The sequence below is a fragment of the Acinetobacter sp. ANC_7503 genome, from assembly GCF_056780035.1.
Map to the genome: position 1 here is coordinate 196,954 of NZ_JBWYJA010000002.1, position 15,079 is coordinate 212,032.

The window sequence follows — 15,079 nt, forward strand, 5'->3', positions numbered from 1 at the left end:
CAGTTAAAAATTATTTAGGAATGGCTTTATTTAAACTTTGATAAAGTTGTTTTCTAGTCTCTAATATACTTGCTTTATATTCAGCAGTTTTCTCAATTGAAACAGATTCTTTACGAAAACATGTATAGGAATTAAAAGCACCTACAAGTTCACCGTATCTTCTCAATATTTCTTGTTGATCTTTATAGTCATATAAAAGTAAAAGCCCTTCATTTTTACTTAATAGATTAAAGTCATCAAATAGGTTTTCTCGCAGAGGAGAGAGTCTGTCGCTAATTACTTCTTTATCTAATACAGGCTTTTTAATTTCAAAATCAAATATAGCCCAAATTTTTAAAATTAAATGATTTATTTCCTCTATATCAGAAGAAATTTTTGTTAAAAGATTACGATTAAATTCTTTGTTTTCCTTATTTTGTTGTGCCTTCAAATTTGCCTTTTGATTGAAATAAGTAATGATCCCTGTAATGAGCGCACCTAAACCAATTTTAATAGCTGTATCTAATATTTCTAATAAAGTCATAAGAATAAAAAACGGTGAATGAATCACCGTATTAGCATAATAAATTATTATTTTGAAACCTCCCTAACCCTCCTTTTCAAAGATGAGGAGCATTAATCCGTAAGGGGGGAGATTATTTCAACATCGGCTTTAAGAATCTCGCCGTATGCGAAACCTTATTTTTCGCTACTTCTTCAGGTGTACCTTCAGCAATAATCATACCGCCACCAGCACCACCTTCAGGACCTAAGTCCACAATCCAGTCGGCAGTTTTAATCACATCTAAGTTATGCTCAATCACCACAATGGTATTACCTTTATTGCGTAGCTCATGAAGAATATCTAAAAGTTTGGCAATATCGTGGAAATGCAAACCTGTGGTTGGTTCATCCAGCACATACAGGGTTTTACCCGTATCACGTTTGGCAAGTTCGCGCGCAAGTTTCACACGCTGTGCTTCACCACCTGAAAGCGTGGTTGCCGACTGACCCAAACGGATATAACCTAAACCAACTTGATGTAAAGTTTCTAAACGACGATGAATGACAGGAATCGCATCAAAGAAATGCATTGCATCTTCAACGGTCATCTCGAGTACGTCAGAAATGTTTTTACCTTTATAGCCGACTTCCAAAGTTTCACGGTTATAACGCTTGCCGTGGCAGGCATCGCATGGCACATACATATCCGGTAAGAAATGCATCGCCACTTTAATCATACCGTCGCCTTCACAAGCCTCACAGCGACCACCTTTCACGTTAAACGAGAAACGACCTGCGGCATACCCACGTGCTTTGGCTTCTGGGGTTTGAGCAAAGAGTTCACGAATTGGCGTAAACAAACCTGTATAGGTTGCAGGGTTTGAGCGCGGTGTACGTCCAATTGGGCTTTGGTCAATATCCACGACTTTATCGAGGAATTGTAAGCCATCAATCGAATCAAATTTTTCTGCCGTTAACGTCGTTGCACCATTCAATTGTGTTGCAGCAAGTGGCAATAAAGTACGGTTAATTAAAGTCGATTTACCTGAACCCGATACACCCGTCACACAGGTCATCACACCTAAAGGAATGGTGAGATCAACATTCTTTAAGTTGTGACCACATGCACCCATCAGTTTAATTTGCTCATCAGGTTTTGGCGGTTGCACACGCGTTTTTGGCACTTCAATTTTTAACTTACCTGAAAGGTATTTACCGGTCAGAGAGTCTTCATTGGCTGCCAATTCATCGTACGTTCCTTCAGCAATGACATGACCACCATGCACACCTGCACCAGGACCAATATCAATAATATGATCGGCTGCGCGAATGGCATCTTCATCATGCTCTACCACTAAGACAGTGTTACCGAGATCACGTAAACGAACCAAAGTCTCAAGCAAACGGTCATTATCACGTTGATGCAAGCCAATTGATGGTTCATCCAGCACGTACATGACGCCCATAAGACCTGCACCAATTTGCGAAGCCAAACGGATACGCTGTGCTTCACCCCCTGATAAGGTTTCGGCTGAACGAGATAGACTTAAATAGTTCAAACCGACTGATACAAGGAAGTGCAAACGCTCACGGATTTCTTTAAAAATCTTATCGGCAATTTCACCTTTGGCACCTTCAAGATTCAGGTCTTGATAGTAGCTTTCGGCATCGCCAATCGACATTTTGGTGATTTCGGCAATGGTTTTGTCTTTGACACGCACATGACGTGAAATTTCATTGAGACGTGAACCGCCACAAGCATCACATGCAGCATTCGATAAATACTGAGCTAAATCATCACGTACATAGTTTGATTCAGTTTCACGGTAACGACGTTCTAAATGTGGTAAAACCCCTTCGAAAGCCATCACACGGTTATGACGGCGACCACGTTCATCGATATAGCTTAAATCAATTTTTTCTTTGCCTGTACCGTAAAGGAATTTCTTTTTGGTTTCCGCATCAAGTTCATTCCACGGCGTATCAAGAGAAAAGTCGAAATGTGCAGCGACTTTTTCAATCATGCTGTAATAGTATGGACGCTGACGATCCCAACCACGAATTGCCCCTTGGCTAATGCTGACTTCAGGGTTTGGAATGAGTTTGTCAGAACTAAAATGGCTGCGTGTCCCTAAACCATCACAGACCGGGCAAGCACCAAATGGGTTGTTAAAAGAAAACAGACGAGGTTCTAATTCGGCAACGGCACGGTCACATTCAGGACATGAGTGTTTTGCTGAAAACACACGATCAGATTGTTCGCCTTTCATCCATGACAAAATAGCAATATCACCACCTAAACGCAGTGCGGTTTCAAAACTTTCTGCAATACGGTTGCCTAAGTCATCGCGGACTTTAAAACGGTCGACCACGACTTCAATGGTATGTTTTTTCTTCTTATCCAGTTCAGGCGGTGGATCAATTTCCATGATTTCACCGTCTACACGTGCACGGACGAAACCTTGGCTTTGTAAATGCTCAAATAAATTGGTGTATTCACCTTTGCGCTCACGTACAACAGGAGCAAGTAACAATAAAGCTGTACCTTCTTCAAGTGCTTTAACCGCATCAACCATTTCCGACACGGTTTGTGCCACCATCGGCAAGTCATGCTCAGGGCAGTAGGGTGTACCCACTCGAGCATACAACAAACGTAAATAGTCATAAATTTCAGTAATCGTACCGACCGTTGAACGTGGGTTATGACTGGTTGATTTCTGCTCGATGGCAATAGCTGGGCTTAAACCTTCAATCGAATCGACTTCAGGTTTTTCCATTTGGGATAGGAATTGGCGTGCATAGGCAGATAAAGATTCCACATAGCGACGTTGACCTTCTGCATATAAGGTGTCGAAAGCCAGTGAAGATTTACCTGAACCTGAAAGTCCCGTAATCACCACGAATTTATCGCGTGGAATATCAAGGTTCACATTTTTTAAGTTATGGGTGCGTGCGCCTCGAATACGGATATGACTTTGGCTCATAAAACATCTCGAAAATATGCTGAGTGAAGGTGATATATGATAGCGATTTAATTTTGTTCAAGCACAAATGAAGAATAAAACACGACAAATTATGTCGGTAAAATTTCATTGAACAGCAAAAGTCCAATGTAAAGTGCTTTGAGAGCTCCTGCAATCTGATTTTAAATAGATGAACAAGACAGAATCAATTCGCAAATTTGATGTCATGATGAGCCATAGGATGTTAAGTATAAGTGAATTTCGGGTGAATATTGATCAGCAAGCACGTGAATAGTGACGTTCGAAAATAGAGTCCACCTGTTCAAAACATATATGTCTTTCAATAGCATGATGTTGACGTGCGTAAAAATTCACTTCTTTTTCTAAGTGTTGAAGAAAATCGTTATATTCCGCTTCGAAATTTTGTAAATCTAGAAAATCAAAACGTATAGAGCTTGAACAAGAGTATTGAGCAATGAAGTCGAGCATTAAATTTTGAATATGATGATTGGTAAAATAAATGAGATATGTGGCAGCAGATCCACAGTGTGTACAGCCTTTTTCTAAATAAACTTCTTCATTATTTAACCAACAGCATTGTAAAGTGAAATATGCACGGATTGCTTCTGTTCCCAGTGAATGTTGCATAGAAAACCTCAAGTAAATTTTATTTATGATAATGAGAATTATTATCAATAATAATTGTGCTTGAAGTTTGCTTTAAAATCCAGTCTTAAATCCATTTAAATCGAAATGATCCTGAAAGTCGGCAATGCAGTTTAGATCACCGACCTTTAATTTGGTTATGCAGGTGATAGCATCATGAGTGATCTAGGCTTAACCATTGACGTTGATGATAGGCACTATCCCAGAATAAATATTCGAGTTCAGCTCCCCGTGTGTAAGCTTGATGCATTTTTTCAATGGTATGTTGATCGCTTTCTGCCGCAACTCGGTCAATAATTTCAATGACTTTGCGTACTTCTTCGTTGAAATGCTCGCCAGCATAAGTGTCAATCCACGCTTGATAAGGATTATTTGCAATATTACGTTTAAGAATGTCTTTGCCCACTTCCGCATAAATCCAATAGCACGGCAGTAATGAAGCTAAAACGACAGGATAACTCTCTGACCATGCAGTAGCTGTCAGAAATGAGGTGTAATGATGGCAAGCAGCAGTCAAAGGTGTATTTTCAAAATCAGCTTTAGTGATGCCAAATTCGTGCATAAAACCATTGTGCAGTTCACGCTCAACCACAATTGCTTCATTAGCACCTTGCGTAAATTGAATAATGGCATCGGATTCATATGCTTTAGCACCACAAATAGCCAATGCTCGACCATAGGCAACCAGGTAATGCGCATCCTGAATGACGTAATGGCAGAAAGCTTCTCGATCGAGTGTTCCAAGCGCCAGTTCTTGGTTAAAAGGGAGTGCTAATGTTTTTTGATATAAATCGTAGTTTCGTTGCCAAACGGCTTCTGAAAAACGCATAAATCCATCCTGAATAAAATCATCTCTAGGTATCAGCTAAGATCATATCAATTTGTCGTTACAAAACTAGCTTGAGCGATACATCATCTTCAACAAAAAAATCATACGAAGAACTTTGGATAAATTTTGAAAACTCGTCATAATTAGCACAGTTTAATTGAGTGTCTTTTAGCGCTAGAGATCAGACATTCAATTTATAGAATTTTTACAAATCACTAAGCACAGACTTCACTTAATATTCGTCATATAAAAATCCTAAGTTTATGTTTTGTAAAATTTTTATTGATTCACCTCATTTTTTATAAGGTCGCTAGATTATGTGGAAACATTTTGGTTTCTCTATCGTATTCACGATCGTGTGTCTTGCGCTGTCTGCCTATTGGGGTTATACCCATGGTCCAGAAGCTGGCCTCAAGACCATGTTCACCGTACTGACCATCACTGCAATTTTAGCTGTGATGGAGGTTTCACTTTCTTTTGATAATGCTGTCGTCAATGCTTCAGTGCTTCGTCATTGGGATCACTTTTGGAAAATGCTTTTCCTGACTGTGGGTATTCTCATTGCAGTATTTGGTATGCGTTTAATCTTCCCAATTGTGATCGTCGCGGTCACAGCGGATATGGGCATGATGGAAGTTGTCAATTTGGCATTAAATGACCCTAAAGAATATTCGGCACGACTGATGAATCATCATCCTGAAATTGCAGCATTTGGTGGTGCATTCTTATTGATGGTATTCCTTAACTTTTTCTTGGATGATGGTAAAGACACGCATTGGTTCAAATGGATTGAGCGTCGTTTAGCGAAATTGGCATCTGTACCTGCACTATCTGTATTTGTTGCTTTAGTGGCTTTACTGATCATGGCTGCTAATGTTGATGAAGCTAAACGCTTAGTCGTGACTATGGCGGGTATTTGGGGCATCGTCATTTATATCGGGGTACAAGTACTGAGCCATTTGCTGGGTGGTGAGCCTGAAATTGATGAAAATGGTAATGCAATTGGTCACGATAGTAATGGTGTGCCAACAGGCGTAGTCAAAGCAGGTATCGGCGGGTTCTTGTATTTAGAAGTATTGGATGCATCATTTAGTTTTGATGGTGTGATTGGTGCTTTTGCGATTACCTCAGATGTTGTGGTGATTATGTTAGGTCTTGCGATTGGTGCTATCTTTGTTCGTTCGATTACCATCTATCTCGTTGAGAAAGGCACTTTAGATGCTTACATCTATTTAGAACATGGTGCGCACTATGCAATTGGTGCATTGGCTTTCATTATGATTGCGAGTGGTACAGGCGTACATGTTCCTGAAGTGGTTACAGGTCTGATTGGTGTAGCATTTATTGTTTGGGCAGTGATTGCATCTATTCAATATAAGAAGCGTCAAGCGCTACAAGGCTAGATGAATACATCAAAAAAAGCACAGCATAAGCTGTGCTTTTTTTGGCTTAAAGCTTTTGCTCTAGGGAAAACAGATGGTGTTGATCTTTATTTCAAATAAAATTCATGCCTGTTCATCAGCCGAATATTCTATAATCAAAGTAGACATAGAAATCACGCGATAACCTAAATTTTATGATGAATGCCTTAGAACGCCGTTCCACATTTGCATTGAGCAGCATTTTTGCATTGCGAATGTTAGGTCTGTTTATGATTGTCCCGGTCTTTTCTGTTGCGGGACAGGCTTATGAATATGCAACACCTGCTTTGATTGGTTTGGCCGTAGGTGTGTATGGTTTGACTCAGGCAATACTACAAATTCCTTTTAGTTTGATTGCAGACCGTTATAGCCGAAAGCCGCTGATCGTATTGGGTTTATTGCTGTTTGCCTTGGGTGGTGCAATCGCCGCAATGTCAGACACAATCTATGGTGTGATTATAGGGCGTGCAATAGCTGGGGGTGGAGCTGTCTCTGCTGTCGTCATGGCGTTATTGGCAGATGTTACGCGTGAAGAAAATCGTATGAAGGCGATGGCAATGATGGGGATGAGTATTGGTCTCTCTTTCGTTATTGCATTTAGTTTAGGGCCATGGTTGACCAGCGTGGTGGGTATTTCAGGCTTATTCTGGGTGACCACACTCATGGGATTACTTGCCATTGCAATGCTATTTCTTGTTCCCAAAACAACACGTCATCATAAAAATTTTCAGCAAGGTTATCTCACTCAGCTAAAACAAGTTTTGAAAATGGGCGATTTAAATCGCTTACATGTTTCTGTGTTTGCTTTGCATTTATTGCTGACGGCGATGTTCATCTATGTGCCTTCTCAATTGATTGACTTTGCAGATATTCCTTTAGCTGAGCATGGTTTGATCTATCTTCCCTTATTGGTAATCAGTTTATTTTTTGCTTTTCCTAGTATCATTCTTGCTGAAAAATATCGAAAAATGCGAGGTATTTTTCTGACTGCGATTGCTGGGATCATCGCCGGTTTGATCGTGATGATTTTTGGATTTGAATCGAAATACATTTTGTTGCTTGGTTTAGGTCTTTTCTTTATTGCCTTTAATGTGATGGAAGCACTACTGCCATCTTGGTTATCGAAGGCAGCACCTATCCAATCCAAAGCGACAGCAATGGGTGTGAATGCCAGTGGTCAATTCTTAGGTGCTTTTTTTGGTGGTATACTGGGTGGTCAATTGCTGATGTTAAATAACACTGCTCTAGGCTGGGGGGTACTGACAGGAATTGCCATTCTTTGGCTGTTGATTAGTTTTGGATTAAAGCAGCCACGTTATTTATCATCACTGATTTTGAGTTTGCCCAAAGTCCAAGAAACAGATGAATGGACTTCTCAGTTACTGGCAATTCGTGGTATTGAAGAGGTCGTGGTGATGACTGATCAACAAGTGGTCTATGTCAAAGTTGATAAGCAGCAGTTAGATGACACTGCGCGACAACATTTAACGCACTTGTTGGGTAAAGAGGTAGCCATTTAATCATAACTCTTATAAAGTAAAACATAGAATCGAATAGGAAGATTAGAGCACATGCGCGGCGTGAATAAAGTTATTTTAGTTGGTACTTTAGGTAAAGATCCTGAGACAAAAACATTTCCCAATGGTGGTTCATTAACGCAGTTTTCAATTGCAACAAGTGAATCTTGGACAGATAAAAACTCAGGTGAACGCAAAGAACAAACAGAATGGCACCGTATCGTCTTACATAATCGTTTAGGTGAAATTGCACAGCAATATTTACGTAAAGGTTCAAAAGTTTATATTGAAGGCTCTTTACGTACCCGTCAGTGGACAGACCAAAATGGTCAAGAGCGTTACACGACAGAAATCCGTGGCGAACAAATGCAGATGTTAGATTCTAATAATCGTCAGCAAAGTGAAAATGGTGGTGAAGGTTATAATCAACCACGTTTTAATAACAACCAAGGCGGTGGTTATGGCAACCAAGGTGGTTATAACAATAATAATCAAGGTAGCGGTTATGGTAACCAAGCTAGTTATGGTAATAACAACGTTAACCAAGGCTTCCAAAAGCCACAAAATCAACCAGCGCCGAAGCCAATGGCGACAGCACCATCTGATTTAGATGATGATTTACCGTTCTGACACATACCTGAGAGTAGTTTTTGTTAAATTTTAATGTTTTTTATTATTTAACAATGAATTAAATAGTTAAAAACCCTTTGTATAACAAAGGGTTTTTTGTTTTTATGGTGATATAGTAAAACGTTTGTTCATAGTTGAATTAGGGATAGTTGAATGAAACACGGGATTATATTTTTAACTTGTGTGCTGTGTAGCAGCATGAGCTTAGCACAATCACCACAATGGACCATGTTTGATCGGGATGATGGGGGCTGGTCTTATATTGATAAAACGACCATTAAATCACTCGATCAAGCCTCGCATATTTTTGAAATTGACTATAAATATGTGTATGAACATGGCGTACCCTCATTAAACATCAAACCCAAGGGCTACATACAAGCCGTTCATCAAATTGATTGTCAAAATAAAGCCAGAGCCTATGTCAAAAGCCAGCGTTTTACGCCGCAAGGTAAAGCCGCAGATGATAATAATTCATTCGGTACGATTTATTTTGAACCCATGTCAATGCAACTTCCTAAAAATATTAAGCTAATTGAAATGTTATGCATTAAATAAAATTTATAAAAGACTTTGTATAACGCTACAACTTATTGAGATTTGATGCGAATTCATGAGTGATCCTTCAAAGCCTTTTTAAATAACAAGGCTTTGAAGGATAGTTAACCTAAAATTAGAATTTACCATTCATAACGTAAACGGAATAAATGCATATCTGGGGTTTGGAACGTATCATGTGTATATAAACGTTCATAATCAAATCCAAAACCATGGTTAAATCTAGCTGCTATACCAACACCGAGATCACGGCGTTTAAACTCTGAGCCACTGGTATATTCAAGTTGATTTCCCATGATATAGGGCTGAATGAATTTGATACCGTATTCTTCAATCTTGAAGTGCTGTCCCGCATAAAATTCAACGCCATAAGCCTCAGTATTCAGCAATGATTGAAGTTGAAAATCGCTCGATTCACTGTAAGCATCAAAATTTGGAACTAGATTTTTATACCAACCAGCGCCAAAGCTAAGCATCCATTTTCCATCAAAATAAAATAATGAACTTGCCCAAATTTCTTGCTTTAAATCATGTTTATCTTGTTGATTATTCAGACTAGCATCGTTGTACTTCCATGAGGTCGCCCAACTTAAATTTTTATTTAAATGCACATCAACTGCCAATTCGGCACCATTTTTACGTTGATATTGCACATCCGTATCTGCGACCGTCGTACTATCCTTGAACAAATAGCTGGCATATAAGTTTGCTTTATCCATTTTGAACTCATAACGTAAAGTTTTATGAGCTGCTTGCGTACCATCTGTATAAGCGACAGGGCTCCACGTTTGGGGCTGAGCCAAGGTTGAGTAATTCCATAGGTCAGTTTTGGCACCTACAATGTCGTAATAAATACTATAGATTTTTCCAAATTTAACGGTACCGTATTCTGAATCACGCAGACCAATATACGCCTGCTCGGTGGTGATGTTTTCATCAGAGGAACGGTAATGACTGTCCCAATCCAGCATCTTGGGAAGATTGATATAGTTTTGATAGCCTGCAATTAAATGCAAACGTTCATTCCATGCATAATCAGCATTGGCATAAATACGGCTATTTGAGCTATAGCCATCTCTGCGATATTTCTGATTTTCGTTAGATTGATCGTAATGATCGAAATTTAAGGCTTGTAGACGAATACTACCAGACGTGGTGAGTTTTAAACGATCGGATTCACTCACAATTTGCTGTTCATCAATGAGTGTTATCTCGGCAAATGTAAGATTTGAAAAAATAAAGGTGCAGGAAAGCAATAGCTTGTAAAAGCATGGTTTTGACATAGTAACATCCGTGTGACTAAATATAAATTAAGCTGGTGATTCTGCTGATTAAAGCTGAGTAGAAATTAGGTGGTCTTTGTCGATTGAAAATATCGTTCCAAAATGGAGTAGTGGTTAGTGTCTACAAAACTCAATAGATGCGTGAATTCAGGCTCTAGTTGCTGTCGAATTTGATAATATTTTTGGCTCTGCCATTTCAGTTCTGGTAACTCATCGAGTCCATACGCAATCGTACAGGGCTTAGCAAAGTGCGTAGAATGTTCAACTGGACTTAAGTTTTTAATGTCTAGCTCAGATAAATTTAGCGCCTTGTTTAAATGTGTTTCTTGAATCGGTTTTAGGTCATAGATCCCACTGAGTAATACCGCTGAACTAATCAGGGGGTGATCTAAATTTAAAGCAGCTAAATGGGCACCGGCAGAATGCCCAACCACAATGACATTGGAGCTGATCCAAGTTTGTTTGTGGATATAATCGAGCGCTTTACGAATTTGTAGATTAATCAGATTTAAACTACTTTGAGGCGCTAAATCATATTCAATCAAAACACATTGAGCATTTTGCTTTAAAACAAATTCAGCAACAAAGGCAAAATCCCTTTTTTCACACCATTGCCAATAACCACCATGTATAAAAATAATAGTAGTATTGGTGGCAACAGGTGTGGGGAAAAAATCCAGTGTAGATCTTCGCTGAAAGTCGTACTGTAAATCGGCAATATGATGGTGTTGCATATAAGTCGCTTGGCTCATTTTTTGAAAATCAGACAAGATCTGATTTTCATCCGTCACAGTTTGCGAGTTGTCATAGAGCATGATTTGCAGCTCCTTTACTAGGCTTGTTCATTTTCAGTTAATTGATGCTTTAAGGATGATTTCTTCATTTGATAGAAAATGATTAACATCACGATAAAAGGCACGCCAAACTGGAGAGTTGATTTAAATTCTTGTGTAAACCATGTGGTAAGCGTGATTGCAAGAATGGCAAACAAACCAATAAAGGAAATATAACGACTACCAGGAATGCTGTATTTGAGGTGGATATTATTTTTTGCCAAGTTCTTTCTAAAGAAGTAGTGTGTGGCAAAGATCGCCCCCCAAGTAAATAAAGCTCCAAACATGGACAGTGCAATCATGATTGGAAATGCTGATTCGGGATTAATGCTATATACAATACTCGCCACGGCAATACCTGTTGCCGAAAGTAGCAAGGCATTGATGGGCACCCCATTTTTACGAATTTTACCAAACAGTTTCGGTGCATCTCCTGAACGTGACAAACTGAATAACATACGCGTTGAGATATATAACATGCTGTTCATTGCGGACAGTGCTGCCACAATCACAATGAAGTTTAAAATATGATCAGCAAAAGGAATGCCGACAATTTGCATAACAGACACGAAAGGACTGGTTGCACCTGGTGCTATCAATTGAGTCCATGGAACGAGAGTGACAATTAAACTCAGCGATAGTAAATAAAATAGAAATAAGCGAATCGCAGTGCTTTTGAAAGCGTATTTAACTGCTTTTTCAGGATCATTGGCTTCACCTGCAGCAACCGCGATCATTTCGATACTGAGATAACTAAAAATAGAAATAATGACACCAATCCAAACACCTTTAAATCCATTTGGCATAAAGCCATCATGTGCAGTGAGATTGTGAGTTAGCGCTTGATGAGGATTTGGATCTTGCGTCAAAATACCTATAGCCAACAGAATAAACACAATGATGGCAAACACTTTGATCGTCGAAAACCAATATTCAACTAAGCCAAATGCTTTGACACTATAAGCATTTACTGCGAGAAGTACGGTTGAAAAAAACACGATCCAAATACCTGAACCGACATGAGGAAACCAAAGTTTCATATAGTCAGCCACGGCGGTAATTTCTGTGCCTACAGCCAACACGATACATGCCCAGTAGCTATAACGAACTAAGAAACCAGAAAGTGGATTTATATAATGTTCAGCGTAAGCACCAAACGAGCCTGAAGTGGGGTGTTGTACAGTCATTTCTGCCAAGCAAGCCATCAGTGCAAAAGCAATTAATCCGCCGATCGCATAGCTTAGAATGACAGCAGGTCCTGCAAAACTAATGGCAAATTTACTACCCATGAATAGACCGGTGCCAATGGCACCGCCTATTGCAATCATGCCCATTTGTTTAGCGGTTAATTTTTTATGTAATCCTGCTTCGCGTGTTTGAATTTTATCGAAGTTACTCATAAGCCCTCCTGGCCATGGTGATATAAAGTGAGTAACTGAATTAAGTTACTTGACCTCGCACCGAATATTTTTCATTTTTCCATTCTTCATTCAGCATCACTTGTTTAAGATGTTGAACAGCATGCCAAATGTCTTCATGGCTTAGGTACAAAGGTGTGACCCCAAATCTGAGCACGGCTGGCTCTCGGTAATCTCCAATCACACCACGTGCAACAAGCGCTTGGACAATGGCATAACCGTGTTCATGGCAATAACTCACATGACTACCACGCTGTAAATGATCGATTGGTGTAATTAACTCAAAACCAAATTCAGCACATTCCTGTTCAACCAATTGAATAAAGAGATCTGTTAAATTTAGAGATTTTTCTCGGATCTTTTGCATGTCAGTTTTTAAGAACACATCTAAACCACATTCGATCAAACTCATGGACAAAATACTTTGTGTGCCACATAAAAAACGACGAATGCCTTGAGCTGGCTCGTAGTGATCAGCCATATCAAAAGGACGTTGATGCCCCCACCATCCTGAAAGAGGTTGCCAAAATTTATTTTGGTGTTTTGCATTTACCCAGATGAGAGCAGGAGAACCTGGTCCACCATTAAGATATTTATATGTGCAACTTACGGCAAAATCACTTTGGGTCTTGTTTAAATCGATTGGCACAGCACCTGCAGAGTGGCATAGATCCCAGATGACCAAAGCGTTATGTTGATGAATCGTTTGGTTGACCTGTTCCATGTCATAGAAATATCCTGAGCGGTAATTGATATGTGACAACACCACAACTGCCGTTTGATGGGCTTTCAGAGTGGTTTCTAATTCATCAGGATGTTCGATTAAAACCAGTTGGTAGCCTTTTTGAACAAGGTCAATATAACCTTCAATAATATAGAGGTCAGTCGGGAAGACGTCCTTTTCCGCAATAATCACTTTACGTTCAGGAGCGATTTCAGCTTGGATTTTGACAGCAGCAGAGAGTGCTTTAAATAAGTTGAGTGTGGTTGAATCAGAGATCACCGTTTCGCCTGGATTTGCCCCAATGAGCTGAGCCACCTTATCACCTAACCGAGTCGATAATCCCCACCAATCCGCTTTGTTCCAGCTATTGATGAGATCTTCCCCCCACTCTTGGCTCACCACTTCTTGAGCACGTGTTAAAGCAGATTTAGGGCGTGCACCAAGGGAATTTCCATCTAGATAGATAGTATTCTCAGGTAAAGCAAATTCATTTTTTAAATGTTTCAGTTCGTCTTCAGCATCCCATGCTTTGCATTGATCTAAGGTAATCATTTTTATCCTAACTCGGTCCGTGTTATTTCATTCGATTTTATCACGGTAATTTTTAGTATTTATCCGATAATTATGCTTGAAATTGCATGAAAACTGGATAGTATTCGAATTAAATATAAAAAATCAGGATGATATTTAGGAATGAATTTAGACCTCATTGATCATAAAATTTTAAGACTATTACAACAAAATGCACGACTAAGTCATCAGGAATTGGCAGATTTAGTGAATCTTTCTGCTTCAGCATGCCATCGACGTGTCAAAATTTTAGAAAACAATGGAGTCATCGAAAAATACCAAGCAAAAATTAATTATGAAAAATTGGGTATTCAGGTTGAGGCGATTGTCGAAATTAAACTCAATCAGCTGACCGAATCAGATCATCAGCATTTTCTGAGCCAGATTCGTAATTTTGATGAAGTGATCAATGCTTTTATCATTACAGGGGATTCGAATTACGTTCTCTTTGTGGCCACCAAAGATTTAAATGGGTTTTCCCAGTTTATTATTAATAAGTTAAACAAAATTAAAGGCATAGCCAACATTAATTCTAAAATTATTCTTGAAAAAGTGATCGAGAAGACCTTCATGTGATCATTAATTTTTTTTGAAAAAAAGTGAATCCGTATTTTAAAATCAACCTCGAATTGATTTTACAAGCGATATTTTTTTTATGAGTTAAAACACATAAAACTGCTATTATGGTTCATCTTTTTTTTTAAAATAATTCTATGAACGAACATTACAAATATATATACACTAAATTTAGTTTTTTTGGTTCATTACCTACATATAAGGTGTTTCTGAATGAACAAAATAAGATCGTAAAATGGGTCTTTGCTGATAACTCTTTTATCTATGGGTATATATCTGATTGGGCATTGAATCATTCTGGTTTAGATGTGGGAAAGGCTACTTGGGCTGAAGAGTCGACATTATTACTAAATAATGAAAAATTTAAACTCAATTTGTATAGGTCTTTACATCAAAAATTTAAAACAGAATTATCTGAATAATTTATCTAGTAACGATAATGATTTTATAGTTTTTGATAAAAATAAATTATTTAGATTGCTATATATCTCAAATTAGCGTACAAATGCACTTGTTGATGCGGGATGGAGCAGTCTGGTAGCTCGTCGGGCTCATAACCCGAAGGTCGTTGGTTCAAATCCAGCTCCCGCTACCAATTAAAAACTAAT

At 38.8% G+C, this 15,079-nt stretch carries 13 protein-coding genes and 1 tRNA gene; 6 read left to right on the forward strand and 8 right to left on the reverse strand.

The window, feature by feature from the left end; all coding sequences use genetic code 11:
- Nucleotides 1-10: 10 nt before the first annotated feature.
- From AC1M9M_RS04830 to tenA, 4 genes are all read right to left on the reverse strand, one after another.
- Nucleotides 11-523: a hypothetical protein gene (locus tag AC1M9M_RS04830; protein ID WP_035265770.1), complete on the reverse strand. Its 513-nt coding sequence runs from the start codon at nucleotides 521-523 to the stop codon at nucleotides 11-13.
- A 112-nt stretch (nucleotides 524-635) separates the two neighbouring features.
- Nucleotides 636-3,467 carry an excinuclease ABC subunit UvrA gene (gene uvrA, locus AC1M9M_RS04835; RefSeq protein ID WP_481595760.1) on the reverse strand — a complete coding sequence of 944 codons (2,832 nt, stop codon included), beginning with the start codon at nucleotides 3,465-3,467 and terminating at the stop codon, nucleotides 636-638.
- A gap of 255 nt (nucleotides 3,468-3,722) precedes the next feature.
- Nucleotides 3,723-4,094, reverse strand: a complete 372-nt coding sequence (locus AC1M9M_RS04840) for a hypothetical protein (RefSeq protein WP_481595761.1) — start codon at nucleotides 4,092-4,094, stop codon at nucleotides 3,723-3,725.
- Between the two features lie 172 nt (nucleotides 4,095-4,266).
- Nucleotides 4,267-4,941 carry a thiaminase II gene (gene tenA / locus AC1M9M_RS04845; RefSeq protein ID WP_481595762.1) on the reverse strand — a complete coding sequence of 225 codons (675 nt, stop codon included), beginning with the start codon at nucleotides 4,939-4,941 and terminating at the stop codon, nucleotides 4,267-4,269.
- Between the two features lie 317 nt (nucleotides 4,942-5,258).
- Between tenA and AC1M9M_RS04850 the strand changes: the two genes are divergently transcribed.
- The 4 genes from AC1M9M_RS04850 to AC1M9M_RS04865 all read left to right on the forward strand — a co-directional run bounded on the left by AC1M9M_RS04850 (nucleotide 5,259) and on the right by AC1M9M_RS04865 (nucleotide 9,067).
- The gene (locus AC1M9M_RS04850; RefSeq protein WP_179999088.1) at nucleotides 5,259-6,344 is read left to right on the forward strand and encodes a DUF475 domain-containing protein; all 1,086 of its coding nucleotides are present in this window, start codon (nucleotides 5,259-5,261) and stop codon (nucleotides 6,342-6,344) included.
- A gap of 173 nt (nucleotides 6,345-6,517) precedes the next feature.
- Complete coding sequence (locus AC1M9M_RS04855) at nucleotides 6,518-7,882, forward strand: MFS transporter (protein WP_481591863.1); 1,365 nt, start codon at nucleotides 6,518-6,520, stop codon at nucleotides 7,880-7,882.
- A gap of 51 nt (nucleotides 7,883-7,933) precedes the next feature.
- Nucleotides 7,934-8,509, forward strand: coding sequence for a single-stranded DNA-binding protein (gene ssb, locus AC1M9M_RS04860; protein ID WP_481591864.1), 576 nt, complete (start codon nucleotides 7,934-7,936; stop codon nucleotides 8,507-8,509).
- Nucleotides 8,510-8,662: 153 nt separating this feature from the next.
- Nucleotides 8,663-9,067: a hypothetical protein gene (locus AC1M9M_RS04865; protein WP_481595763.1), complete on the forward strand. Its 405-nt coding sequence runs from the start codon at nucleotides 8,663-8,665 to the stop codon at nucleotides 9,065-9,067.
- A gap of 122 nt (nucleotides 9,068-9,189) precedes the next feature.
- On the opposite strand, the gene AC1M9M_RS04870 is transcribed toward AC1M9M_RS04865, so the two are convergent.
- The 4 genes from AC1M9M_RS04870 to kynU all read right to left on the reverse strand — a co-directional run bounded on the left by AC1M9M_RS04870 (nucleotide 9,190) and on the right by kynU (nucleotide 13,877).
- Nucleotides 9,190-10,350 carry a porin gene (locus AC1M9M_RS04870; protein WP_481595764.1) on the reverse strand — a complete coding sequence of 387 codons (1,161 nt, stop codon included), beginning with the start codon at nucleotides 10,348-10,350 and terminating at the stop codon, nucleotides 9,190-9,192.
- A 65-nt stretch (nucleotides 10,351-10,415) separates the two neighbouring features.
- Nucleotides 10,416-11,165 (reverse strand): alpha/beta hydrolase, encoded by a 750-nt coding sequence (locus AC1M9M_RS04875; protein ID WP_481595765.1) that lies wholly within the window; start codon nucleotides 11,163-11,165, stop codon nucleotides 10,416-10,418.
- Between the two features lie 17 nt (nucleotides 11,166-11,182).
- Complete coding sequence (locus tag AC1M9M_RS04880; RefSeq protein ID WP_180028467.1) at nucleotides 11,183-12,583, reverse strand: amino acid permease; 1,401 nt, start codon at nucleotides 12,581-12,583, stop codon at nucleotides 11,183-11,185.
- A gap of 40 nt (nucleotides 12,584-12,623) precedes the next feature.
- A complete protein-coding gene (gene kynU / locus AC1M9M_RS04885; protein ID WP_481595766.1) occupies nucleotides 12,624-13,877 on the reverse strand; it encodes a kynureninase in 1,254 nt (417 codons plus the stop codon).
- A gap of 141 nt (nucleotides 13,878-14,018) precedes the next feature.
- Here kynU and gigD point away from each other — a divergent pair, with 141 nt between their 5' ends.
- Complete coding sequence (gigD, locus tag AC1M9M_RS04890) at nucleotides 14,019-14,471, forward strand: Lrp/AsnC family transcriptional regulator GigD (RefSeq protein WP_092766480.1); 453 nt, start codon at nucleotides 14,019-14,021, stop codon at nucleotides 14,469-14,471.
- A 518-nt stretch (nucleotides 14,472-14,989) separates the two neighbouring features.
- A tRNA-Met gene (locus AC1M9M_RS04895) sits at nucleotides 14,990-15,066 on the forward strand.
- Nucleotides 15,067-15,079 lie beyond the last annotated feature (13 nt).